This is a genomic window from Exiguobacterium sp. s35, assembly GCF_018617535.1.
GTDB classification, from domain to species: Bacteria; Bacillota; Bacilli; order Exiguobacteriales; family Exiguobacteriaceae; genus Exiguobacterium; species Exiguobacterium aestuarii.
On the sequence record NZ_JACSKI010000001.1, the window covers coordinates 1,499,845 to 1,524,047 of the forward strand.

Here is a 24,203-nt window from a genome sequence, read left to right on the forward strand (position 1 = left end):
TAAAGGAGGTCTCACGATGGACATCGCAAATGATCCGAATACACTTTTTCTCATCCTATTACCTGTCCTCATTTTGCAACTCATCTTGCTCGTCGTCGCCTTGATCGACTTGTTCAAACGGGACATGACGAACGGACCTAAATGGGTATGGCTTCTCGTCATCGTCTTCATCAATATTCTCGGTCCTATTATCTACTTCTTATGGGGACGGACACCACGATGAAAGTGACGCAATTGACGAAACAATTTGGCTCATTCACGGCACTCGATGATGTTAGTTTCGAGTTGCGCCCAGGCTGTACCTCACTACTCGGGGAGAATGGAGCCGGCAAAACTACCTTATTGAACTTGCTCGCCCGAGTCACGGAACCGACGAGCGGAAAGATGAGCGGACACGACCACATCCGAATTGGCTATTTGCCGCAACGTCCTGCCCTCTACCCGTCTCTCACTCCTGTCGAGACGATTCGATACGCCGCCGAATTGACAGGAACGAAACACATCGACCCAGTCAGTCTGCTAAAGCGTGTCGGGCTTGAACCGGTCAACCGTCCGGCCTCGAACCTATCCGGTGGGATGCGTCAGCGTCTCGGCATCGCCCAGGCGCTCGTCCATGACCCCGAATTGCTGTTACTCGACGAACCCGTCTCAGCTTTAGACCCACGTGGACGACGAGAAGTGCTCGACTTATTGAGCGACTTGAAACGAGAGCGAATGATTCTCTATTCGACACACGTCCTCCCGGATGCTGAAGAAGCGAGCGACTGGGTGCTCTTGCTTCGAAAAGGAAAATTACTGATGGAAGGAACGGTGACAGACTTGCTCGGTTCGAAATCGACGATTGAATTGCGTCTCTTCGATGATCCGACGAGCGAAGCGGATTGGAGCACGTTAGCAGGTGTACGTCGCGCGACGAGAACGGGTTCGACGTGGACGTTTGAATCGACGGACCGAGACGTCGCCGAACGGGCGATTTTACATCGGGTACTGGAACTGAACGTCACTGTTCAATCCCTACACGTCGGGCATCCATCACTCGAGTCTTTGTTTTTGGAGGTGAATGCCTGATGCGCACGGCAATCTTCAAACAAGAATGGCGGGAGTCATGGGCGAACAAACGACTCATTTGGATTCCAATCGCGCTCATGCTCCTCGCTTCGATGCAGCCGCTCACGCTTTACTTCTTACCCGATATCCTCGCTTCTGGCGGGAACTTACCGGACGGTGCTGTCATCGATATTCCGACACCGACTCCGGAAGAAGTGTTGATTTCCGTCAGCGAACAACTTCGCCAAATCGGACTCCTCGTCGTCTTGTTGTCGGCGATGCATACGTTTAGCCATGAACGGACGAACGGGACACTCGCCTGGCTCAAGTCGTTACAAATCCCGACGTCGCGCATCGTCATCAGCAAATGGGCGCATTATGCCTTATTGACCGTCGGTGGTATTTTGCTCGCACAAACGGCAGCCGCATACTATACAATCATCTTATTTGATTCATTTGACTGGTTGGATTTTCTCATATCGACCACACTCCTCATCTGTCATTTCATTGTTCAGTTATCGATTTTCTTTTTCATCGCAGCGATTCTTGAAAGTGGTGTCGTCGCAGTCGTCTTGACGCTCGGTCTTCACTTCGTCATATCGCTCGTGATTGGTTGGATCGACCTCGATTGGATGCCTTGGATGCTCGGTCCTTTATCGAGTCAGGTTCTCCTCACAGAAGTGAATCTGATTTGGCCACTCGTGACAGGACTCCTCGTCGTGATCGTCTCGCTTTTCCTCGCGTCAAAACGCCTGCGGTTCATGAGTCATTCGGCGTAAACGTCTGACTCTTCAATTGAATCCTTTGCCTCAGCTTCACATTGGATAAATATGGGTATCTCTTTTGTATTCGTATCGAGGAGGTTCAATAGATGGGATGGAAAAGAAGAATCGGCATCGGGCTTTTCATAGGTGCCCTATGGGTGAGTCCCCAACTCGTTTTCGCTGAAGGGTCGTTTCAACAGACGGATGACGGGACAATCTCGACGGGGTGGCAACAGATTGACGGAAATACGTATTTTCTAAATGCGGACGGGATCCTTCTCACAGGTTGGCAAGAAATCGACGGAGCTACATATTATTTTGAAACGGATGGTCGCCTCATCACGGGCACCTACTCCATCGACGAAACGACTTATACCTTTGGTGAAGACGGGAAGCTGCTAACCGGATGGCAAGAACGGGATGGGGCCGTCTATTTTTACGACGAGACCGGTCAGCCCGTCAAAGGATTCCAGACCATCGACGGCAAACGGTACTACTTCTCATCGGAAGGGATACGCCTCTCTGGTTGGCAAACAATTGCGGGCGTAAAACATTACATTTTTTCAGACGGAACGATTCGTACCGGCATGTACACGCTCGGTGGAAAAACGTACTTTCTATTGAACGACGGTAAAGTCGCAACGGGATGGCAAACAATTAAAACGCGTTCTTACTATTTCGGAAGTGATGGGGTCCGTCGTCAAGGTTTGGCATGGGTCGGGAAAGACGTATACGGATTTCATCCGACGTACGGATATAGCCTGAAAGGGACATATCGGTTGCGCGACCGAAATTACTTATTCGATTCAAAAGGAAAACGGCAATATGGACTGCAACGGATCAATGGCAAAACATATGGGTTCCACCCTCAGTACGGGTATCGTCTAAAAGGGAAATTCAAGATGGGCAACCAGACGTACTTCTTTCATTCGACCGGCGTACAGGAGATCGGATGGAAGTACTCGACACGATATGAATATTTCGCACCGGCACTGACGAAGAAGACGGACTGGCAGCTGATCAAGGGACAGTGGTACTACTTCGATTCGAACGGACGTATGTATCAAAACAAGCGTATCGGCAATGCCGCGTTTGACGCGAAAGGTGTCTATTCTCCCCGGCTATCGATTTATAAGATGAGCGTCCCCCTCTATCGTCAGTTCCCGATGGGGTATCCGTCCGGTTGTGAGTTCTTCTCACTTAAAATGGCACTTGAAGAAAAAGGGCGCGCCGTCAGTGCCTCGACACTATATAACGAGATGCCGAAAAGTATGTGGAACGCGCGTTATGAGAATCGGTTATACCGCTGGGTCGACCCGAACGTCATGTTCACCGGGGATCCGCGCCGTACGCTCGGTAAGTATAAAAACTACGGCATTTATCCGAAAGGGATGATTGGATTCTCCAGCAAATATCGACCGGTGAAAGACTTGTCAGGGCAAGGACTCGCCTCGATCGAGCGGGAACTGTCGATGGGTAACCCGGTTATCGTGTGGGCAAGTGTCGACTTCAATAAACCGTACGGCTACTTTAATTGGTATACCGCCTCGAACAAGAAGTTCACCGGATACGTCAACTATCATGTCATGTTGGCGACAGGTTATGACAAATCGAATCTATACATCAACGACCCATACCGTGGTCGACTCGTCGTCCCGAAATCAAAAGTGAGCGCCGTCATGGGCGCCACGGGATGGAAAGCGCTCGCGGTCAGATAATCTTGAACGTGTCTTTCATATGAAAGACGCGTTTTTTTGTATCTTGATAGGACGATAGTACGAAAATCAGAAATATAAATTCCTATTTTTGTTATAAAATATTGAAATTAAATTTCTAAATGATACACTCCTGTTAAGAAATTAAAGCGCTTACAACATGAAGAGGAGGAACTCGAATGAAAAAGTGGATAGGTGGTATGGCGGCATTGACACTACTCTCGACCTCAATCGTCTTGCTTGATGCGGACGCGAAGTCAGATTCGAAAAAGCCAAAGGTCGAACTAGGTGTCGATCGCTTGATGGAGAATCCGGACATCTTGAAAGGAAAACGAGTCGGGCTGATCACGAATCCGACCGGGATCAATGCAGAGCGGACGAGCATCGTCGATTTGTTCGACCAGTCCGATGATTTCGAATTGACGGCTCTGTATGGGCCCGAGCATGGGGTTCGAGGCGACGCCCAAGCCGGCTCCACCATCAGTTCGTATATCGATGAAGTGACAGGATTGCCGGTATACAGCTTATACGGGGCCACGAAGAAACCGACGGCTGAGATGTTAAAAAATGTGGATGTGCTCGTCTTTGACATTCAAGACGTCGGAACTCGCTTCTACACGTATATTTACACGATGGCATATGCGATGGAGGCTGCTGCTGAGAATAATATCCCATTCGTTGTGCTGGACCGTCCAAACCCCCAAGGCGGACTTCGTGTCGATGGTCCGGTCCTCAATCCCGAATACGCTAGCTTTATCGGGCTCTATCCGATTCCTTTGAAACACGGAATGACCGTCGGCGAACTCGCTCAACTATTCAATACGGAGTATCAGATTCAAGCCGACCTCGAAGTCGTCAAAATGAAAGGATGGAAGCGTTCGATGATGTATGAGGATACGGGGCTTCCGTTCGTCATGCCGTCCCCAAACATGCCGACGATAGACACGGTCAACGTCTATCCTGCGACCGGATTGTTTGAAGGGACGAATTTATCAGAAGGACGCGGCACAACAAAACCGTTCCAACTGATTGGTGCTCCGTATATCCAAGCGCATGAGTATGCGAAAGAGCTGAACGACCTTGACTTGCCTGGTGTCGCCTTCCGAGCCGCCTCATTCACTCCGACGTTCTCAAAACACTCGGGCAAACTGACGCACGGAGTCGAGGTCTATGTCACCGACCCGACTCGATTCGAATCGACGAAAACCGGGATTGCGATGATTCAAACGGCACACGATTTATATCCCGATGACTTTGAGTTTTTAGCGAACGACTTTATCACGAAATTGACAGGGAATGCTTACGTCAAAGACATGATTCTTGAAGGGGCTCCACTTGAAGAAATCCTGACGAAAATTGAGGACGAACGAGACGCGTTCCTTCCAATCCGAAAAGAATATTTACTTTACAAATAATGAAGCGAGGGTGGGCTCAAGAAGAGTCCATCTTTTTTTGTAATGAAATGGTAAAACCAAAAATCGACCAAACAATATAGAATATAGGGAGTCCGATAAAAGGAGTCGATCGAATTGAAAAAAATCATGACTGCCTTTCTCTTGACCCTCATCGTTTCGCTATCGTCAACATTGTCGCAACAACCAATCGTTGCACATGCGTATACGGAAGTATCGGTCAACACGAAAGGATATGTGACAAACATCAGTAAATTATATGCGCGCCCTACTCCATCGCTCAGTGCCCCAAGACTATCGGCGATTGCCCGAGACGGCTCGATGCGCGTGCGCACCACCTTTTTCGTGAACGGAGAGCGCTGGTATAAGATTCAATGGGGCAATGGCTATGCCTATGTGCCTGGGGATTATGTCCGTTTGTCTACAGCGGAAGTTCCTTTCACGACACCGACTTTTGTGAAACCTTCGAGCGTATACGTGAAATCTGCGCCGCTGACAACGTCATCGAACGTGAAATTTTTACGTCAAGGCACTTCACTCGAAACCATCTCCTATCGCTATACCGGGACATCACGTTGGTATAAGGTCCGTTACGGATCTTACATCGGATATCTTCAAGCCAAACATGTCAGCTTCACGTCTCCAACTAACGTGTTGACCGAGACGAACAGAGAACGACAGTCAGCCGGCTTATCGCTTCTCGCCGCTTCAAACGAAGCGAACCTTGTCGCACAAGTCCGGGCGGATGAAATGGCTCGGACGGGCCAGTTCTCACATACGTTGAAGGAGAACGGTACACCTGGTGACACGTTAGATGCTTATAACGTGACATATCGGGGATGGGGAGAAAACATTTACAAGGGTTCGAGTGACCCAATTCGGGCAGTTGACGCCTGGATGAACAGCAGCGGTCACCGTGCCAACATACTGAATGCGAACTATACACATCTCGGGATTGGCAAAGCGACCGATGCCCAAGGTTCGACCATTCACGTCCAAATCTTTTTAACGAAATAATCGATCAGAACCAGTCACAGATGTGGCTGGTTTTTATTGCACAAAAAAAGCGGATACGCATCCGCTCAAACTCCTATACATTTACACTTCATGCTCTTTCACGAGCACACGAAAACGCGGTCGGACGGTCAATTCGATTGACGTCACGGTCCGCTTCCGGTCTTCTGCGAGGACAATCAACAACTCCGCATGATCGCGCCGGTCTTCTAAAATTTCGACTTTGCTGACGGTCCGAAGCAACTGATAGTAGAGGAGTTGCCCTTCCCGGTCTTTCACATTGATTTCAAACTCGTGATAGCTCGGTGATATTTTAAAGTAGAACGTCTCTTCTTTATTCGTGAATCGAAAAATCGACTCGTCATAGTAAAACGGTAACGTCGAATCCATACGTTTCGGTTCGACTGTACAAAAAGCAGAAAGTACAATCTCGTCCGGGAATAACGCCCCCTCATGTTTGTTGAATTGCCACCCTTTCATCCCAATCCCTCATTTCGACACAATAATTATCTGAATAATTAGATTATTGCACATTTCAACCCGTTCGGACAGGTATATTCGTGACAATTCTCGAACACCTTTGTGTAGAATGATACGTCTGTTTCAACAGAAGGGAGTGCACTATGTCAATCATCTCGCTCGACCATGTCACGAAACGGTTCGGGGACACACTCGCCTTGAACAATCTCAGTCTAAACGTCGAAGAAGGAGAGCTCTTCGGACTTCTCGGTCCGAACGGGGCCGGTAAGACGACCGCCATCTCCGTCATGCTGAATTTGTATGAAGCCGACTCAGGGACGATTCAGATTTTTGGACAATCGATGCCAAAAGACGAACTGTCCATCAAGCGACGTGTCGGAATTGTCCCGCAACATGTCTCCGTCTATGATCAGCTGACCGTCTATGAGAACGTCCAGTTTTTCGCCGAATTGTATGGATTCAGTCCCAAAGAAGCGAAACAAAAGACCGAGGCCGCGATTGCTTTCGTTGAACTCGATGCCCACCAAAAGAAACGACCACCCGAACTGTCTGGCGGTCTCCTCCGTCGCCTCAACATCGCATGCGGGATTGTCCATGAACCTGAACTCATCTTCATGGATGAACCGACCGTCGCCATCGATCCGCAGTCACGGAACACGATCTTAGAGAACATCCGTGAGCTGAATCGTCGCGGGGCGACCATCATCTATACATCACACTATATGGAAGAGGTCGAGCTACTCTGTGACCGCATCGCGATCGTCGACGAAGGGAAAATCATCGCCGAAGGGACGCAAGATGAACTGAAAGATCGTGTCATGACGCTTGAGACGGCCCGTATCAAAGTCGATGCACTCACGCCCCATCTGCTTGAACGACTCGATGCACTCGACCACGTTCAAAAAGTGCAATATGAAGAACCATATATCGAGGTGTCACTCGATAAAGATACGCCGCTCGCCCCGCTCCTTGACACGCTCCATCAGGAACATGTTCACTTCACATCCATCACGGTCGACCGCCCTTCCCTCAATACCGTCTTTTTGGCATTGACCGGGAAGACACTCCGGGAATAGGAGGCGATTTCATGTGGACTTTCATCAAATATGATGTGAAACAGCGACTCCGAGACCGTGCCACACTTTTTTGGATGCTCCTCTTCCCGCTCATCCTCATCTTCGGTCTCGGGACGATGTTATCGGCTGTCTTTAGTGACACGTTCAAACTGCCCGTCACAAATGTCGCGTACGTCGAATCATCAACCGATCAGTATCGTGAGCCACTTGAGAACTTTTTGAATGACGAAGACATTCAGGCGTTCATCCGGCTCGTCCCTTACGAAGATATTACGTCAGCCGAGAGTGGCGTGAACGATGGGGATGCGGACGTCATCTTACAGCTCGAAGAAAATGACATCACGCTTTTATATGAAGAGCCGACGACCGTCGAGTTTGACGTACTCGAAGCCATTCTCGGTCAGTATACAGCGATTGCCAACCAACAGATCACGCTCGCGGAGGCCGGTGTGTCGGCCCCGTACGAGAATGAGTCGTGGCTTGATACCGAGAGTGTCGACCTCGCGGGACGGACCCCGACCTCACTCGAATATTTCACCGTCACCATCTCGATCATGACCGCTTTGTTCGGGTCGTTTTATATCACCGCGATGGCACGGGAAGAACAGCCGAACACGGGCAGTTATTTACGGATTCAAGCCGCTCCTGTCCGAACCATCCAGTATCGGCTCGCGCGGACGTTCAGCCGCTACGTCATCATTTTACTTCAGCTCATCTTATTGTTTTGGTTCAGCCATTTCGTCTATCGAACGTTTGATTTGGCAAACGTTCAGTTCGTTTATTTAATCCTCGCTTGGCTCGCCTTGACTGCATATGGAGTCGCCATCGGGTTTGTCATCGTCAACCTTCCAAAGCTGAGTACGACGACGAGAGATGCGATCGTCAACGGATTCGTCGCCATCATCATGATTTTATCGGGTGGCTACGTTCCCGGATTCGATCAAGTGACGCTAAACTATGCGCCGTGGGCCGCTTATGTGTTCATGCCCATCTTTATGCGGGATGGGATGCTCGCCGTCATGCTTCGTGAAGGTGATATGCGCGTCTATTGGGAAAGCCTCGGCTTACTCGGCATCCATCTGCTCGTCTTCATCGTGCTCAGCTATATTCTGTCGAAAGGGGTGAAGCGCCATGGTACTCATTAGGCACGTGGCCAAACGGATGCTCCGAAAGAAAGGGCTCTGGGTGTTCACGTTCGTGTCGATGTTCGGTTTCGCGCTCATCTTATCCTTCGTCGGGAGTACCTCGAGTCTCAATGCATCGATTGGAATTGTCGATGAGGATGGGGGCATTCTTGCCGAGCGTCTTATTGAAGAAGCCGAGCGCTTTGGACGCGTCACCTTACTTGAGACGAGTGGCGAGGACGTCTTGTTAGAGGGTGAAGATATCGTACTCCTCATCCCAAAGAATTTTACAGAACGAGCCTTTGACGAGGACATGCCCCGTCTTTCGTTCTCCGCGATTGCGGGCAGTGATGCTGCTTTGGTCGAACAGGCACTGAACGGTCATTTGTCGCGTGAACGTCAACTTCTCGAGGCGAGCGGATTTGATGAAGAAACGTTCGAACAACTTGCGGCTAAGGAGACAGAAAACGGCTACACGCTATCAAGCGAACCGTTCCAAGAGAGCGTCGCCACTACCGCGCGTACGCAAGCCTTTTTCGGTCTCTTGTCGTTCATCATGATGTCGACGTTTCTCCAGTTCATCCCGATGTTTGTCGCGGACGACCGAGACGAGAAAATCTACGCCCGCCTGTTCGCCTCACCGGTGACACCCCGGCGTTATTTCGCATCGCTTCTCCTCGCCTTCTATCTCGTCGGCTATGTCTATGTCATGCTGTTGATTGGTGTGAGTCTCGTCCTTTATGGTCAAGACGTGTGGACTCATCTCCCGACCGTCTTCGCTTTGTTCTCGGCCTACCTGCTCGTCTGCCTGGCATTTGGAGGACTCATCGCCGTCTTTGCGACAAATCGGGAGAAAGCGAATATTTTTCAAATTTCGGTCACAATGGCATCCGCCATCACCGGGGGCGCATTCATCAGTCTGCTGTGGTTACCGGAATCATTAAAAGTGGTTGGTCGTTTCTTACCGACCTATTGGTTGAACAACGGGGTGATCACTATGTACGAGGGACAGTTCCCATTCCTCTCCATTCTCGTCATGATCGGCATGACCGGTATCGTCTTCGTGTTGACGGTTCTCGTATTGAAGAAGCGTCCGCTTACCATTTGAAAAAGCGAGTCCTCCCATTCTGTGTGGAAGGACTCGCTCTTTTTTATTGTTGCAGTGTCGGTACGACTTTTTCAAAGAAGACATCGACGAGCATTGGGTCGAACTGCTTGCCCGCCTCTTGTTGGATGATGGCGAGCGCCTCTTCAATCGTCTTCGCCTGACGATAAGGACGACCTGTCACCATAACATCGAACGTATCGGCGATTGAGATGATACGGGAAGCGAGCGGAATCTCGTATTCACTGATTCCTTTCGGATATCCGTTTCCATCCCAACGTTCGTGGTGTGCCAAAACGATTTCAGATAAGGCGACATATTCAGGGACCGTACTTAAAATATTGTAACTGACTTCGGGATGACGTTTGATTTCGCGCCATTCGGGCTCCGTCAAAGTACCCGGCTTATCTAGAATATCGTTACTGATTGCCACTTTTCCGATGTCGTGTAAAATGGCGGCTGTTCGGATTTCATTCACCTCTGCGCTCGTGAAGCCCATCGCTTCCGCAAGTTTCCCAGACAAATTCGCGACACGCTGAGAGTGCGCCTCTTCACGCGGAATCTTCTCATAAAGCGTACGCATGATCAGTTGAATCGAGTGATGACGGCGACTCTGCTTCTCGGACACTTTATGATGATACATCCGGTCTTCCGCTAAATTGAAGACGTCCGTCAATCCGATTGACGCATCGTGTTTGACCGCCTCACCGAACGATGCGGAAATCGGAAGTCCTTCTACCGTTTTCCCGAGGAAAAGTCGGCTCAAACGGTCGGACAGTTGTTTCGCCTCGTCAAGTGTCGTATTTGGTGAAATGACGACAAACTCATCCCCGCCGATGCGTGCCACTTCATCTTTCGCCCGCAGTTCATTCCGTAAAATATTCGCCGCTTCGACGAGTAATCGGTCACCAATCAAGTGTCCGAACGCATCGTTCGTCAATTTCAGTCCATTAATATCGATGACGATCAGTGACAATGGATAAAACGCATCATCGTCATAACGTTCAAGCGCTTCTTCAAAGTAACGACGGTTTTTGGCACCTGTCAACTGGTCGTGATAACTCAAATATTCGATTTCTTTCTCATACTTTTTCTTCTCCGTGACGTCACCGATGTAGCCGTGCCAAAGGACATGACCGTCGGCAATCTTCTCTGGACGGGACGAGCCTAAAATCCAAATCGTCCGTCCGTCCTCGGTCAATACACGAAACTCGGCGTCCCAAATCGTCAAATTCCGATAAGATTCATCAATCGACTGCATGACGTGAGGATAGTCATCGGGATGCATCCGACGGAAGACGAGTCCGGCATCTGCTTGGACTTCTTCCGCAGAGATTCCCAACATGTCTTCAAAGCCACGACTGAAGAATGGGAAGTTGAAGCTTCCATCTGGCAACAACTCGAACTGATAGATGGCACCTGGGATCTGATCAGAAAGTTTCGTTAACAAACGGTCCCGTTCGGCCAACTTCTCTTCTAACTGAACGCGGTCCGTCACGTCTTTCGCGACAGCGTAAATATAGTTCCCCTGAAGTTTACAATGCCATTCGATCGAACGATATGTGTCATCAATCGTCCGGAAACGATTGACGAAACGGAACAGCTCTCCCCGTTCCTCAAGTTCTGCAAAGGCAGCTTCCGTGATGCCATCATCGTCCGGGTGAATCAAGCTGAGGAAATCCATATTCTCCAGTTCGTCAAGCGAATAGCCGAGCACCCGCTCCCACGTATCATTTAAATGTAAGATTTGACGCGTATTGAGCGCCATGATGCATTCCAAGTCGAGTGTTGCGAATCCATCGAACATCGACTTCTTCGTCTCACCGACTTGGCGATCGGCTTTGATTAGTTGCTCGAGTACATGGACGAGATACAATTCGACAAGTCCAAGTCGATTCGCCACTTTCCCTTCCTGCATCACAATCGTCAAATCTCCATATAGTATCCCATTTTTCTCGATTTTAAAGAGGACGACCTCTCCAAGCGAGAAGATGCGAAGTAAGTTTTTGACGAGCCGTTTCGGAAGTGCACCGTCAATCAACGGATCAATCCCGTCAAACACGAGCGGATTCGATCGACTGAACAGTTCACGTCGTTGGTCGGTCATCGGCCACTTCTTCCCGACCGGATGAAACCCTAACACATCAAGACTTCGTTCTAACATCTCATCCATGCCGGACAACGCAACCGTCGTATACGATTCACCGTCGGATTCCATCAAATTCAGCGCGACCGCTTTCGCCCCAGTGAAATCACGAATCTGATCCAGGAACTGTTGGTTCATCAACAAATCACTACCGGTAGAAACGAAACGATGCGACACGTTCACGAGCTGCTTTAAGGCATTGTTTTCTTGCACATGCCGGGTGATGTCATGAAACATCACGGAGACAAAGCCTTTTCGTTCACTAAAGACGGACATCTCGTACCATGATTTATTGCGGCGTGAGAAATGCTCAAACGTCACCGTACCGCCATCGCTGACGACCCGTGCCACTTGAATCATCCATTCACGCTCGCTATATTCAAAATCCTTCAGTGCCGCCGACACTTTCTGTCCAATAAAATGTTTTCGTTTCCCTTTCATCATCTTCTCGAAGGCAGGATTCACTTCAAAAAATTCATAGTCAATCGGCTCCGAAGCATCGTCGTAAATCACTTTAAACTCGACGTAGCCTTGGGGCATATGGCGCAACAATGTATCGTATGAAGAATGAATGGGGTTTGTCACGTCACTTCCTCCTCAGCAAATAAACTCAATACCTAGTTTACCTCATTTGTGATAGATTCCCTATTTTTTCCGAACTCATTCCCTTCTGCTTATTATAAAGTTTTGTAAACTGCAGATAGATAGCTTGTTTCCTTTTAACTCGTTTGTTAGACTGATTTCGAAAACCGATATCGAATTTCGATAACAAGGAGTTGACACGTATGGAAGACCGCGTCCTGCGGAAGCTGTTCCTCGGATTCATCCACATTCATATCCTGCATCATGCCGCTGAACATCCGGTATACGGGGCATGGATGGTCGATGAACTTCGGGAGCACGGTTATGAAATCAGTGCCGGTACACTCTATCCGATTTTACATGGCATGGAGAAGGATGGTCTCCTCGTCCGTGAAAATGAGACGGTCGATGGACACGTCCGAAAAAATTACGTGACGACCGAAAAAGGACTCTCAGTCTTACAAGAAGCCCGTCAAAAAGCTTATGAGTTATTTAAAGAAATTAAGGAGTGAAGATATGAGGACACAACGTGTGACGTTCAAGACGTTACTAGAGATTTTATTCGTTTCAACTCGACTCGGCCTGACATCGTTCGGTGGACCGGTCGCCCACCTTGGCTATTTCCATGAGGAATATGTAAGACGGCGTAAATGGATGGACGAGAAGGCATATGCCGACCTCGTCGCCTTATGTCAATTCTTGCCCGGCCCCGCGAGTTCGCAAGTCGGAATCGGCATCGGCATCGTCCGTGGCGGGATACTAGGTGGAATCACCTCGTTCATCGGATTCACGACCCCGTCGGTCGTCGCGCTTATGCTATTCGCTTTGGCACTATCTGGTCTCGATGTATCCGATGCCGGGTGGTTATATGGCTTGAAAGTCGTTGCCGTCGCCATCGTAGCCCATGCGATTTTAGGGATGGCAAGTAAGCTCACACCTGATACGAAGACAAAAACGATTGCCTTCTTCGCACTCGCTGGCGTATTGCTTTGGCAGACGACATTTAGCCAAGTACTCGTCATCCTCGTCGCTGCTGTCGCTGGGTTCTTATTGTTCAAGCCAGATCGTCTCGATGCGAAATCGAGCACGTTCCCGATTTCAAAACGTCTCGGTGCCGTCTTATTGTCAGTATTCGGAGCACTTCTCGTCATCTTGCCAATTTTACGAGAAACGTTTGAAAACCAGACAATCGCTCTATTTGATAGTTTTTATCGTGCTGGTGCACTCGTCTTCGGTGGCGGACACGTCGTCTTGCCACTCCTCGAACGTGAGCTCGTCCCTGCAGGTTTCTTGAGCGAAGAAGCGTTCCTCGCAGGATACGGTGCCGCACAGGCCGTTCCGGGACCTTTGTTCACGTTCGCATCCTATCTCGGGACAGTCATCAACGGTATTCCGGGCGGGATTTTGGCGACGGTCGCTATTTTCTTGCCGGCGTTCTTGCTCATTCTCGGGGCACTCCCGTTTTGGGATGCACTTCGTCACAATCCGAAAGTCGCTGGAGCGTTGATCGGCGTGAACGCGGCGGTCGTCGGTATTTTGATTGCGGCATTCTACAGCCCAATCTTTACGAGTACCGTCAATGGCGCGGTTGATTTCGTCTTCGCCGCTTTCTTGTTCGTCATGATCGCCTACTGGAAATTACCACCTTGGGCACTCGTCATCGCTGGTGTCATCGGTGGAATGTTCATTAAGATGATGTAATCACAATGGGACCTCGCGTCCCTTTTTTTGTGGACTTTTTAATCAGAGTTGATTGTAAATCTTTTGAAACCACTCCTTTTCCCCCACTCGTTATACTGAAGAATGGATTCTAAAAAAAGGGAAATGTCCGCTTTGACTAGAAAGGAAGTGGGGGCATGCAACCACTCAAACATACAACGTATATGCCTGGCCTAGACGGCTTACGCACGTTCGCCGTGTTGGCTGTAATTTTATATCATTTAAACGTACCTTACATATCCGGGGGCTTCCTCGGTGTCGATGTCTTCTTCGTCCTTTCCGGCTATTTGATTACCGGCATCCTCATTCGAGAGTGGACGAAGACGGGCACGATCGACTTGAAAAAATTCTACATCGCCCGTTTCCGTCGATTGCTACCGGCGCTCATCTTGATGTTGTCACTCGTGATGACATACGTCACGCTCTTTGACCGCTCCTTGCTCGATACGGTACGGCAAGACTCACTCGCCGCGCTCGCTTATGTGAACAACTGGTGGTACATCTTCCATGAAGTATCGTATTTCGAGAGCTTTGGGAAACCGTCACCACTTCAAAACTTATGGTCACTCTCGATCGAGGAACAGTTTTACGCGGTCTGGCCGCTCATTCTACTCGTCGGTCTCGCCTTCCGGAAACGGTTGCTTCAATTGGTCGCTGCACTCTTACTCGTCTCGGCAACATGGATGGCGTTCCGCTATGTACCTGAAGCAGACCCGAGCCGCGTCTACTACGGGACGGATACACGTCTGTTCGGCCTACTCATGGGCGCCATGCTCGCATTCGGCTGGCGACCGGATACGTTCAAGCAAGTCATCCCCAACATCGGGCGACATATTTTGAACGTGGCCGGTACGATTTCCCTCATCGTGATTGTCGGGATCATCGCTCGTGTGAACGCATATGATGCATTTCTCTACTATGGCGGCTTCTTGCTCGTCGCGTTCTTATCCGCAATCTTGATTGCCGCGGTCGCCCATCCGGCGACGATTTGGTCACGTCTATTTGGAAGCGTTTGGATTCGTGTGATTGGTACACGGACATATGGGATTTACTTATGGCACTACCCGGTCATTATTTTGACGACACCACTCGAACGACTCGGAACATTTTCACCGCTCCTCGCGGTCGGTCAGGTCGCACTCACACTGTTGATTGCTGAGTTGTCGTATCGCTTCATCGAGACGCCGATTCGTCGGAACGGATTCATCGCGTCGTTCCGTCAGCTCGTCTCGACACCGACACACCCGAGCGCGCGTTTTGCGGCTACGGCTTGTGCGACCGCACTCTCGCTCGTGCTCGTCGGTAATTTGACCATCCTGGCCTTCTCTGAATCGAAGCCCGTTCAAGATGAGATTCCGGTCGTGAAAGTGCCGATGCCAAAAGAAGAGACACCTGACGTGCCGAAAGAAGCCGAAACAAATGAGTCGGAAGAAGCGGCCACAGATGTGACGCCTCCACCGACCGACAAGCTGGAGGAACAGAGTTGTCCACCGGCACTCGCGATTGGCGATTCGGTCATGCTCGGGTTGAATGAATATTTGGCAGACGCGTTTCCGAACATGAAGATTGATGCTGAAATCGGTCGCCAAGTCCGCGACGCCATTCCTGTCGCATCTCAGTATGCATCGTATAGTGCGCCAGGTCATGTCGTCTTCCTTCATCTCGGTACGAACGGGGCGTTCAAGATGGAACAACTCGACACGCTCCTCAAGCAGTTCGAACGCGCGGACCAGATCTATTTGATTAACACCCGCGTCCCACGACCATGGGAAAGCGAGGTTAATGAGAAGCTCGCCCGGGCAAGCGAACTTCACGAGAACGTCTCCCTCATCGACTGGCATGGACAATCGATTGGCAAAGAATCTTATTTCGAAAGCGACGGCGTCCATTTGAATGTGGAAGGTGCTGAAGCGTTCGGTGATGTCTTAAACAAAGAAATCGGCTGTCAACAAAACTAGGCTCTTGCGTCTGCAAGAGCCTAGTTTTTATCTTTCTTAAACAGATAGCGCACGAGTAGCTTCACATAGGCCAACACTTCGCGGATCACGTACCGCCCTTTTGCTAGTGATGGGGTCGGTGCATACAAAGCATCACTCTCGAGTTGGAAATAAAGCTTCGCTATCAGACGGGCACGTGGGACATGAAAATCATTCGTCACAATCGTGAGCCCCGTCTCACCTTGCCAAAACGGTCGACTATGCTGAAAGTTCTCGATTGTGGAAGTAGAGGTCGCTTCGACATGGATCCGGTACGGTTCAATTCCACGCGCAATCAGTTCCCGTTCAATCACAAGCGCCTCGGCCATGCCTTCGTCTGGGCCTTGCCCTCCTGTTGCAATGAGCTCTACATATGGATACATCTTCGCATAAGCGGCAGCGACGTCAATCCGATGTCGGAGCGCTCTCGATGGAGAGATGCCGTTGACCTTTGCTCCAAGAATCAATACGAAGCGATATTTCCCCGTTGCGTTCGTTCTCATGTGGTCACCTACATTTCATACATTCTCCCTTAACCATACTCCAAGAAATGAAACGAATGCACGGATTCGGCACTTTTACAAATTTAAGTAAATATGTTGGGATTAATATGAAATAAGATTCCAAATATCCAAAAAATGTTTTATGATAATGGTAATGAGACTTTGAAAGGAGGACATGTGATCCATGACTGATTCTGATAAATGGTTATCGACCCGCTTCTTATATACACGTGATGCACGACTGTTTGCAGAGATTGAAGTCATTGAGCTCGACCCATCACACTATAAGTTCGTCATTCATCCGACACCACTCGGAGCCGATGAATCGTCTTATATGCGACAAGGTCCTCTCGACTCGGATCACCTCCCTTCTGCCTTTTCCGATGTGAGTCGTGTATATGCAAGACAGCTTGATTGTTTACGTGCCGCCACGCGACTCGTGTCGTCGATTGGACCGGCTCGCTTTACCGCTCACTAAAAACGTTTAGAGTGACGTCATGTCGCTTTAGGCGTTTTTTGTATCGGCTCTGCTGATACATAATTGTTACAGTTACAGAAGCAAATATATGGTAGAATGAGACTCGGATTAATCTAGTATCAAAGGAGTTCTCTATGCAAAATTTAAACGTTGATTCTCATAAACAGGACCCCCGCTCCAATCGTAAAAGACGCAATCATCCGAAAATCATTCTTCAGCTTGTTTTGATTTTCTCCTTCGTCGCTTTTTTAGTCGGCGGCGCCTATTTGACGCTTTCTTCTGAGAAGCGGGACGTATCGGACATGGAAAACCGAAAGCTCGCACAAAGCCCAGATTCTCCTACGTTTACGCATATCATGTCCGGTTCATATATGAAACAAACCGAGTCCTTCGTCACCGATCAAATCTTCAATCGTGATGCTTGGATCAGCTTAAATGCTTTCTTAAACAAAGACGTTTTCAAGCAAACCGTCAAAAATGGGATATACGTGTCAGCTGACGGCACGATGGAATCTCCGATGAAAGAGTCGGTTGATACCGATACACTTGTGAGCGACTTGACGACGTTTACGTCACGTCTCGAAGAACGTGGGACCGATGTGTATTTCGGACTCGCCCCGAACAAGGCTTCGATGGCGAACGTCGAACCTCACATGCCGGACTATATGGGGAACGAAGCACCTCGCATTTATAAATCTGTTCGCGATCAACTGACGACGGTACCCGGTCTGAACGTGATGGACTATCGGAAGTCGTTGAACGAAGCCCAGCAGTTAAGCGATGTCTTCTTCAAGACCGACTATCACTGGAACATCTATGGTGCTTATGCGGCTTATGCGCAGACGGTCAATACGATGTCGAAAGATCATCCTGAAATGGGACTGACACTAAAACCGAACCAACTTCGGACAAAGACACATGAAGAACCTTACTACGGTTCATATGCACGAAGTACGACACTGCAATACGTCAAAGACGGTGATACGTTCGAATGGATGGTACCAAAGGAAGGCTTCACACCGAGTTCGGTCTGCTTCAATCGGGCGACACCTTGTAAACCGATCACGAGCATCATCAACAAAAAGCCGCTCAAGTCAGAAGAGACGTATACGGAAATGTATTCGCTCTTCCTCCATCGGAACTGGCCAATCGTCACGATGGACCAGGAACAACCAATCAACGACACACGGACGCTCATCTTGAAAGATTCGTATGCGAATCCGATGCTTACCTTGTTACCCGAGCATTTCGGTCACGTTTCGGTCATTGATGTCCGTCACTTCGATGAATCTTCCATTGAAAAGTATGTGACTGAAAACGACATCGATGTCGTCTTGTTCATCCATAACGTCAACTTAAACGAGTTCGTGAACCTGTATCATGAAAAACTGAATGAACCCACATAAAAAGTCGTTCTCCATTGTGAGAACGACTTTTTTATTAAAATCTGAAATAAATGAACGGGTTAAAACTACTCGCGACGACATACGAAATGGCGAAGATAAAGATGGTTGCCAAGAACCCAATGCGCATGAATCCAGCCGTATAGTTCACCCATAACTTTCTACTGTTTTGTTCGAGCAAGAGTACTTTCTCGCCGAACCATTTCGGGATTGGTGTCGCAGCGATCATAGCAATGGATAGAATCACCCCGTATTGAACGAAGTAGAACATCGCTTCATGATCCCAGACCGGTCCACCATTCAAATGGAACATCGCCGACAAGTACGACAGCGCGTACGGGAAGTTATCGGCCCGGAAGAAGACCCAACCGATGATGACGACGAATAACGTGAACGCGTGTGCCAGTGCCGCTGGGAGCGCTCTGAGCCAAGCACCGAGGAAGGCACGCTCCAACATGATGAAGACGCCATAATAGGCGCCCCATGCGATGAACGTCCAGCTCGCACCGTGCCATACACCGGTCAGCACCCAGACGACCGCTAAGTTACGATAGAGCTTCCACGCACTTCCCCGATTCCCGCCGAGTGGGATGTATACGTAATCCCGGAACCAGCTACCAAGCGAGATATGCCAGCGCCGCCAGAACTCAGAAACAGACTTCGAGATATACGGATAGTTGAAGTTCTCGAGGAAGTGGAATCCGAACATGCGTCCTAATCCGATGGCCATATCGGAATACCCAGAGAAGTCAAAGTAGATTTGGAGCGAATAGGCGATAATCCCAATCCAGGCGAGCCCCATCGACATGTTATCCGTACTTTGCGAGAAGATTTGGTCCGCCACATATCCGGCATTGTTTGCGAGAAGCATCTTCTTCGCCAAGCCGATGACAAACCGTTGCACCCCGCTCGCAAAGTCATCCATCGTTTCTTTACGATCATTGATTTCATCAGCGACCGTCTGGTAACGAACGATCGGCCCCGCAATCAATTGTGGGAACAAGGAGATGTATAAAGCAAGGTCGAGAGGGTTCCGTTGAACTTTCCCATCCTTCCGATATACATCAATCACATAACTCATCGCTTGAAAGGTGAAGAAGGAAACACCGATTGGGAGCGGAATTTTCGGATCGGTCAATTCGAGCCCCGTGATCGCATTCACGTTTTCGATAATAAAGCTCGTGTATTTAAAGACGGATAACAGTAACACGTTAGCCGCGACCATGAGCCCGACGATCCACTTCGCTTTCTTCTTCTCTTCCCGATAGCGGTCAACATAAATTCCGAACAAGTAGTTCATCACAATCGACGTCAACATGACGGCCGTATAAATCGGTTCCCCCCACGCGTAAAACAAAAGACTGGCAATCAGCAGGATCGTGTTTTTCAAAAAGCGTGGAGATACATAGTATAAGATCAAAACAATCGGCAAAAACCAAAATAAAAAAATCGTTGAACTGAAAAGCATGGATTCCCTCCTTTCTCAAAAAAGAATAGACTGCCCCGAGGGACAGTCTATCATCAATCAGCGTGTGAAACGTTCGACGATCGCGTCGACGATTCGGCGTGACGCCTCCCCGTCCCCGTAAGGGTTAGACGCTTTTGCCATACTCTCATATGCGGCTTGGTCCGATAACAACTCATCGGCGAGTCCGAAAATGACTTCTTCCTCGATTCCAGCGAGTTTCAACGTTCCCGCTGCAACACCTTCCGGACGCTCTGTCGTATCACGAAGAACGAGAACCGGTACACCGAGTGACGGCGCTTCTTCTTGTACGCCACCTGAATCTGTCAAGATGAGGTGTGAACGAGATGCGTAGTTGTGGAAGTCAAAAACGTCGAGCGGTTCAATCAAGTGAACGCGGTCTAAGTCATTTAAAATTTCACCAGCGAGTTCGCGTACGATTGGGTTCATGTGAACTGGGTAGACGACCTCAATGTCATCATACTTTTCAATCAAGCGACGAACCGCACGGAACATGTTGCGCATCGGCTCTCCAAGGTTCTCACGACGGTGTGCCGTCAAGAGGACGAGACGCTTGTCTTGACCCGTGATCTTGTTGAGTAATTCGCTGTCGTAGTCATCTTGAACTGTCGTTTTCAAGGCATCGATCGCCGTATTTCCTGTTACGAAAATATCGGCTTCTTTCTTGTTCTCACGAAGCAAGTTTTCAGCTGACGTGTCCGTCGGAGCAAAATGAAGGTCTGCCATGACGCCTGTCAATTGACGGTTCATTTCCTCTGGGTAAGGCGAATACTTGTTGTATGTGCGAAGCCCTGCTTCTACGTGACCGATTGCAATCTGGTTGTAGAATGCCGCGAGCGATGCCGCGAACGTCGTCGTCGTATCACCGTGAACGAGAACGATATCCGGTTTCGCTTCTTTCATGACTTCATCAAGTCCGTGAAGAACACGTGTCGTCACATCAAAGAGCGTTTGGTTTTTCTTCATCACGTCCAAATCATAGTCCGGTGTGATTTTGAAAAGTTGAAGGACTTGATCGAGCATCTCACGATGTTGAGCTGTGACGACGACAATCGGTTCGATCCCTTCACGTTGTTTGAGCTCTAACACGAGCGGGGCCATTTTGATAGCCTCAGGGCGTGTACCGAATACGGTCATAACTTTAATCATACAGATTCTCCTTTAAGCGTTTTTCGCGGTAAGATAATCGTCTCACCGACGTCATCTTGGTCCACAATCGTCGTCCGTTGCGCCATCTTCTGTTGCTTGAACTCCGATTGACGTTTGGAATCCAACGTGCGGAACCATTTCAAGAATTTCATATACTCGTCTGCGACCTCATCTACGGGACCATATTCGCGAATTTCCCCATACTCGAGCCAGATGGCTTGTGTACAGAATTGACGCACTTGGGACACCGAGTGACTGATGAAGAAGATCGTCTTCCCTTGATCTTTGAACTCGTTCATTTTGACGAGACAACGATCGGTGAACGTTTGGTCCCCAACGGACAACGCTTCATCGATGACAAGAATATCTGGGTCGATATTGATGGAGATGGCGAAGCCAAGACGTGACTTCATCCCGCTCGAGTACGTTTTAACCGGTTGATCGATGAAATCTCCGATATCGGCAAACTCGATAATTTCCGGGGTAATGTCTTTGATTTGCTGCTTGTTCATCCCGAGCATGAGACATTTCAGTTCAATGTTCTCCATCCCCGTCAAATTGCCGTTCAATCCAGAGGAGATGGCAATCAATGATGGTTTGCCTCGAAGCTCGATGCGTCCGTGTGTCGGTGGAATCACGTCAGAGAGAAGGTTCGACATCGTCGATTTCCCAGAACCGTTAATCCCTAAAATACCGACTACCTCACCGGGAGGAACTTCGAACGTCACATTACGAAGCGCGTAAAACTGTTTCCCGTTCGCACGGTTGAACAAGACTTCTTTCAATTTATCACTTTGCTTACGATACAACGTGTATCGCTTCGAGACATTTTCGAATTTGACTTGATAGCTCATACGTCACTGCTCCTTAAATATAGTCGATAAAGTAGCGACGGAAACGCACGTGAATCGCTGAACCAATGAGGAACGTCACGAAGGTGAAGCCCCAGAAGTAAAGACCATAAGTGAGATTTTGCATAATCCAATCCGTTCCGAGGAACATCGAGCGATAGCCTTCCACGAGGTAATAGAGCGGGTTGGCCATCAAAATCAATTCTAGTTTCCCGGACGGTTGCCAAAAAATCGGTAACAGATACAGCATCATCCGAATAATTTGTGACAGCAAATTTTGAAAATCTCGGATGATTGTGGCTAATGCGGAAGTCAACAATGCGAACGCATATAAAAACGCAAGCGCACTGATCAATAAGTACGGGAGGAACAAGATGTTCCATCCTTCACTGATCCCAAACGCCATCATTAAGATAAAGGCGATGACGACCATGGCCACGTGTCGGTATAGCTCCGACAAAATGACATAGGCCGGTATCGTACTGATTGGAAAACTCATCTTCGAGACGAGGGCAATCTTAGAAAAAACGGATCGAGATCCGCTGACAATGGCCGGTCCAAAGAAGAACCATGGCACAATCCCTGAGACGAGCCATGGTAAGAACGGGACATCCCCAACGTCTCGACCCGCACGTAAACCGAATCCGAAGACGAGCCAATAGATGGCGATTTGAATAATTGGTGTGATGATTTCCCACAAGTAGCCAAAATACTGCATCGAGTAACGACTTTTCGTTTCATAGACAGAGAGTCTCAAAATGAGATAGAGACTCTCCCAAAGTTCAATGAAAACTTGTTTCGATGCTTTGATCATATTGGGCACCTAACGGTTTAGGCCAACGTGACTTTCCCGTTGACGTAGTTGTAAAGGTTTCCGTAGTTTACAACGGCAAGGTCGCTGTCATCGGCCTTCACGATATTACGTGTGTCGAAGATCATTGGGCGACGCATCGCGCCGTTCAATTCTGCGAAGTCGAGTGCTTTGAACTCGTTGTGGTCAACGAGGACGAGGACGAGGTCCGCATCTTGGATCGCTTCTTCTTTCGAGACGAGGTCGAAATGTTTCGAAGAAGAGACTTCGACGTGTGGGTCGTGGACGGCTACGTTCATGCCGTCAGCGAGCATCAATTCGATGATGTCGACCGCTGGGCTTTCACGCATGTCGTCGACGTTTCCTTTGTACGTTACGCCGAACGCCGCGATTTTCGCATTGTCTTGTCCTGCGACGAGTTTCTTGACGTTCTCGACGACGTAAGCAGGCATCGATACGTTCGTGTCACGTGACAACTTGATGATCTTCGCGAGGTCTGGTTGCTTCGCGACGATGAAGTATGGGTCGACCGCGAGACAGTGGCCACCTACACCCGGTCCTGGGCTATGCAAGTTAACACGTGGGTGTTTGTTTGCCATCTCGATGACGTCAAGCACGTTGATGTCGAGGGCGTTACATACTTTCGCGAGTTCGTTCGCGAGGGCGATGTTCACGTCACGGAATGTGTTTTCCATGAGTTTAGACATCTCAGCCGTTTTGGCATCCGTCTTGATGATTTCACCTTTAACGAACGTACCGTACACTTTTGCACCAGCTTCCGCACATGCTTCCGTGATTCCACCGACGATACGGTTGTTGTGAACGAGCTCATGCAAGATTTGTCCTGGGAGGACGCGCTCTGGGCAGTGTACGAGGAAGATATCTTCGCCGACTGTGAACCCAGCAGCTTCGACGAGCGGCTTCACATGGTCGTCCATCGTACGTGGCTCGATTGTTGATTCCACGATGATGACGTTTCCTTTTTCAACGTGTGGAAGCACGCGTTTCGTTGCTTCAAGAACGTATGTGAGGTCACATGATTTGTGCTCGTCGTCGTTGTTTGGTGTCGGTACCGCGATGATGAACGCGTCCGCTTTTTCTGGCTCGAGTGACGCACGGAATTTACCGTTTGCGACAACTTCTTTCACGACTTCACCAAGACCTGGCTCTTCGATGTGAATCTCGCCACGGTTCAATTTATCCACGACGGACTGATGAATGTCTACACCGAGTACGTCTACGCCATACTGGGCGAAAACGGCTGATGTAGGGAGTCCGATATATCCTAATCCGATTGTACAAACTTTCATAATTGAAATAACCTCCATAGATTAGTGACACGTGTCACCGAATGTTGCAAAA

Annotated in this window: 21 protein-coding genes and 1 pseudogene; 14 read left to right on the forward strand and 8 right to left on the reverse strand. The window is 49.1% G+C overall.

Annotated elements, in window-relative coordinates; genetic code table 11:
- Window positions 1-16: 16 nt before the first annotated feature.
- The 6 genes from KNO75_RS07735 to KNO75_RS07760 all read left to right on the forward strand — a co-directional run bounded on the left by KNO75_RS07735 (window position 17) and on the right by KNO75_RS07760 (window position 5,955).
- A complete protein-coding gene (locus KNO75_RS07735) occupies window positions 17-223 on the forward strand; it encodes a PLD nuclease N-terminal domain-containing protein (RefSeq protein ID WP_078147432.1) in 207 nt (68 codons plus the stop codon).
- Window positions 220-1,068, forward strand: coding sequence for an ABC transporter ATP-binding protein (locus tag KNO75_RS07740; RefSeq protein ID WP_214820828.1), 849 nt, complete (start codon window positions 220-222; stop codon window positions 1,066-1,068). The genes KNO75_RS07735 and KNO75_RS07740 overlap by 4 nt, the downstream gene beginning before the upstream one ends.
- Window positions 1,068-1,826 carry an ABC transporter permease gene (locus tag KNO75_RS07745; protein ID WP_214820829.1) on the forward strand — a complete coding sequence of 253 codons (759 nt, stop codon included), beginning with the start codon at window positions 1,068-1,070 and terminating at the stop codon, window positions 1,824-1,826. The genes KNO75_RS07740 and KNO75_RS07745 overlap by 1 nt, the downstream gene beginning before the upstream one ends.
- Window positions 1,827-1,918: 92 nt before the next feature.
- The gene (locus tag KNO75_RS07750) at window positions 1,919-3,529 is read left to right on the forward strand and encodes a C39 family peptidase (RefSeq protein ID WP_214820831.1); all 1,611 of its coding nucleotides are present in this window, start codon (window positions 1,919-1,921) and stop codon (window positions 3,527-3,529) included.
- Between the two features lie 176 nt (window positions 3,530-3,705).
- Window positions 3,706-4,941, forward strand: a complete 1,236-nt coding sequence (locus KNO75_RS07755; RefSeq protein WP_214820833.1) for an exo-beta-N-acetylmuramidase NamZ family protein — start codon at window positions 3,706-3,708, stop codon at window positions 4,939-4,941.
- Window positions 4,942-5,055: 114 nt separating this feature from the next.
- Complete coding sequence (locus KNO75_RS07760; protein WP_214820835.1) at window positions 5,056-5,955, forward strand: CAP domain-containing protein; 900 nt, start codon at window positions 5,056-5,058, stop codon at window positions 5,953-5,955.
- Between the two features lie 81 nt (window positions 5,956-6,036).
- Here the strand turns inward: KNO75_RS07760 and KNO75_RS07765 are convergent, their stop codons facing one another.
- Window positions 6,037-6,432, reverse strand: a complete 396-nt coding sequence (locus KNO75_RS07765) for a hypothetical protein (protein WP_214820837.1) — start codon at window positions 6,430-6,432, stop codon at window positions 6,037-6,039.
- A 143-nt stretch (window positions 6,433-6,575) separates the two neighbouring features.
- Between KNO75_RS07765 and KNO75_RS07770 the strand changes: the two genes are divergently transcribed.
- From KNO75_RS07770 to KNO75_RS07780, 3 genes are read left to right on the forward strand one after another with little or no spacing between them, the layout of a single operon-like run.
- On the forward strand, window positions 6,576-7,508 hold the full coding sequence (locus KNO75_RS07770) for an ABC transporter ATP-binding protein (RefSeq protein WP_214820839.1): 933 nt from the start codon (window positions 6,576-6,578) through the stop codon (window positions 7,506-7,508).
- An 11-nt stretch (window positions 7,509-7,519) separates the two neighbouring features.
- Window positions 7,520-8,653: an ABC transporter permease gene (locus KNO75_RS07775; protein ID WP_214820841.1), complete on the forward strand. Its 1,134-nt coding sequence runs from the start codon at window positions 7,520-7,522 to the stop codon at window positions 8,651-8,653.
- A complete protein-coding gene (locus KNO75_RS07780) occupies window positions 8,640-9,740 on the forward strand; it encodes an ABC transporter permease (protein ID WP_214820843.1) in 1,101 nt (366 codons plus the stop codon). The genes KNO75_RS07775 and KNO75_RS07780 overlap by 14 nt, the downstream gene beginning before the upstream one ends.
- A 43-nt stretch (window positions 9,741-9,783) precedes the next feature.
- On the opposite strand, the gene KNO75_RS07785 is transcribed toward KNO75_RS07780, so the two are convergent.
- Window positions 9,784-12,468 carry an HD domain-containing phosphohydrolase gene (locus KNO75_RS07785; RefSeq protein ID WP_353047554.1) on the reverse strand — a complete coding sequence of 895 codons (2,685 nt, stop codon included), beginning with the start codon at window positions 12,466-12,468 and terminating at the stop codon, window positions 9,784-9,786.
- Between the two features lie 200 nt (window positions 12,469-12,668).
- Between KNO75_RS07785 and KNO75_RS07790 the strand changes: the two genes are divergently transcribed.
- From KNO75_RS07790 to KNO75_RS07800, 3 genes are all read left to right on the forward strand, one after another.
- On the forward strand, window positions 12,669-12,977 hold the full coding sequence (locus tag KNO75_RS07790) for a PadR family transcriptional regulator (protein WP_074036378.1): 309 nt from the start codon (window positions 12,669-12,671) through the stop codon (window positions 12,975-12,977).
- Window positions 12,978-12,981: 4 nt separating this feature from the next.
- Window positions 12,982-14,166 (forward strand): chromate efflux transporter, encoded by a 1,185-nt coding sequence (gene chrA, locus KNO75_RS07795; RefSeq protein ID WP_214820845.1) that lies wholly within the window; start codon window positions 12,982-12,984, stop codon window positions 14,164-14,166.
- A 155-nt stretch (window positions 14,167-14,321) separates the two neighbouring features.
- Window positions 14,322-16,142 carry an acyltransferase family protein gene (locus KNO75_RS07800; protein WP_214820847.1) on the forward strand — a complete coding sequence of 607 codons (1,821 nt, stop codon included), beginning with the start codon at window positions 14,322-14,324 and terminating at the stop codon, window positions 16,140-16,142.
- Window positions 16,143-16,162: 20 nt separating this feature from the next.
- On the opposite strand, the gene KNO75_RS07805 is transcribed toward KNO75_RS07800, so the two are convergent.
- A complete protein-coding gene (locus KNO75_RS07805) occupies window positions 16,163-16,663 on the reverse strand; it encodes a YdcF family protein (protein ID WP_214793516.1) in 501 nt (166 codons plus the stop codon).
- A gap of 184 nt (window positions 16,664-16,847) precedes the next feature.
- Between KNO75_RS07805 and KNO75_RS07810 the strand changes: the two genes are divergently transcribed.
- Window positions 16,848-17,141 (forward strand): hypothetical protein, encoded by a 294-nt coding sequence (locus tag KNO75_RS07810; protein ID WP_214793513.1) that lies wholly within the window; start codon window positions 16,848-16,850, stop codon window positions 17,139-17,141.
- 134 nt (window positions 17,142-17,275) lie between these two features.
- The gene (locus KNO75_RS07815; RefSeq protein WP_214816939.1) at window positions 17,276-18,547 is read left to right on the forward strand and encodes an alginate O-acetyltransferase AlgX-related protein; all 1,272 of its coding nucleotides are present in this window, start codon (window positions 17,276-17,278) and stop codon (window positions 18,545-18,547) included.
- Between the two features lie 34 nt (window positions 18,548-18,581).
- Here KNO75_RS07815 and KNO75_RS07820 read toward each other — a convergent pair whose 3' ends face one another.
- From KNO75_RS07820 to KNO75_RS07840, 5 genes and pseudogenes are all read right to left on the reverse strand, one after another.
- Complete coding sequence (locus KNO75_RS07820) at window positions 18,582-20,012, reverse strand: MBOAT family O-acyltransferase (RefSeq protein WP_214693925.1); 1,431 nt, start codon at window positions 20,010-20,012, stop codon at window positions 18,582-18,584.
- A gap of 57 nt (window positions 20,013-20,069) precedes the next feature.
- Complete coding sequence (wecB, locus tag KNO75_RS07825) at window positions 20,070-21,179, reverse strand: non-hydrolyzing UDP-N-acetylglucosamine 2-epimerase (protein ID WP_214793506.1); 1,110 nt, start codon at window positions 21,177-21,179, stop codon at window positions 20,070-20,072.
- An 80-nt stretch (window positions 21,180-21,259) separates the two neighbouring features.
- Window positions 21,260-22,033 (reverse strand): annotated as a pseudogene (gene tagH, locus KNO75_RS07830) (teichoic acids export ABC transporter ATP-binding subunit TagH); the annotation flags it as partial.
- 13 nt (window positions 22,034-22,046) lie between these two features.
- Window positions 22,047-22,844: an ABC transporter permease gene (locus KNO75_RS07835; RefSeq protein WP_074036361.1), complete on the reverse strand. Its 798-nt coding sequence runs from the start codon at window positions 22,842-22,844 to the stop codon at window positions 22,047-22,049.
- A gap of 17 nt (window positions 22,845-22,861) precedes the next feature.
- Window positions 22,862-24,151 carry a nucleotide sugar dehydrogenase gene (locus KNO75_RS07840; RefSeq protein ID WP_074036359.1) on the reverse strand — a complete coding sequence of 430 codons (1,290 nt, stop codon included), beginning with the start codon at window positions 24,149-24,151 and terminating at the stop codon, window positions 22,862-22,864.
- Window positions 24,152-24,203: the final 52 nt, after the last annotated feature.

Coding starts and splice junctions, on each gene's coding strand:
- KNO75_RS07735 (WP_078147432.1), top strand. CDS start 17: ATGGACATCGCAAATGATCCGAATACACTTTTTCTCATCCTATTACCT.
- KNO75_RS07740 (WP_214820828.1), top strand. CDS start 220: ATGAAAGTGACGCAATTGACGAAACAATTTGGCTCATTCACGGCACTC.
- KNO75_RS07745 (WP_214820829.1), top strand. CDS start 1,068: ATGCGCACGGCAATCTTCAAACAAGAATGGCGGGAGTCATGGGCGAAC.
- KNO75_RS07750 (WP_214820831.1), top strand. CDS start 1,919: ATGGGATGGAAAAGAAGAATCGGCATCGGGCTTTTCATAGGTGCCCTA.
- KNO75_RS07755 (WP_214820833.1), top strand. CDS start 3,706: ATGAAAAAGTGGATAGGTGGTATGGCGGCATTGACACTACTCTCGACC.
- KNO75_RS07765 (WP_214820837.1), bottom strand. CDS start 6,432: ATGAAAGGGTGGCAATTCAACAAACATGAGGGGGCGTTATTCCCGGAC.
- KNO75_RS07770 (WP_214820839.1), top strand. CDS start 6,576: ATGTCAATCATCTCGCTCGACCATGTCACGAAACGGTTCGGGGACACA.
- KNO75_RS07775 (WP_214820841.1), top strand. CDS start 7,520: ATGTGGACTTTCATCAAATATGATGTGAAACAGCGACTCCGAGACCGT.
- KNO75_RS07780 (WP_214820843.1), top strand. CDS start 8,640: ATGGTACTCATTAGGCACGTGGCCAAACGGATGCTCCGAAAGAAAGGG.
- KNO75_RS07790 (WP_074036378.1), top strand. CDS start 12,669: ATGGAAGACCGCGTCCTGCGGAAGCTGTTCCTCGGATTCATCCACATT.
- chrA (WP_214820845.1), top strand. CDS start 12,982: ATGAGGACACAACGTGTGACGTTCAAGACGTTACTAGAGATTTTATTC.
- KNO75_RS07800 (WP_214820847.1), top strand. CDS start 14,322: ATGCAACCACTCAAACATACAACGTATATGCCTGGCCTAGACGGCTTA.
- KNO75_RS07805 (WP_214793516.1), bottom strand. CDS start 16,663: ATGAGAACGAACGCAACGGGGAAATATCGCTTCGTATTGATTCTTGGA.
- KNO75_RS07810 (WP_214793513.1), top strand. CDS start 16,848: ATGACTGATTCTGATAAATGGTTATCGACCCGCTTCTTATATACACGT.
- KNO75_RS07815 (WP_214816939.1), top strand. CDS start 17,276: ATGCAAAATTTAAACGTTGATTCTCATAAACAGGACCCCCGCTCCAAT.
- KNO75_RS07820 (WP_214693925.1), bottom strand. CDS start 20,012: ATGCTTTTCAGTTCAACGATTTTTTTATTTTGGTTTTTGCCGATTGTT.
- wecB (WP_214793506.1), bottom strand. CDS start 21,179: ATGATTAAAGTTATGACCGTATTCGGTACACGCCCTGAGGCTATCAAA.
- KNO75_RS07835 (WP_074036361.1), bottom strand. CDS start 22,844: ATGATCAAAGCATCGAAACAAGTTTTCATTGAACTTTGGGAGAGTCTC.
- KNO75_RS07840 (WP_074036359.1), bottom strand. CDS start 24,151: ATGAAAGTTTGTACAATCGGATTAGGATATATCGGACTCCCTACATCA.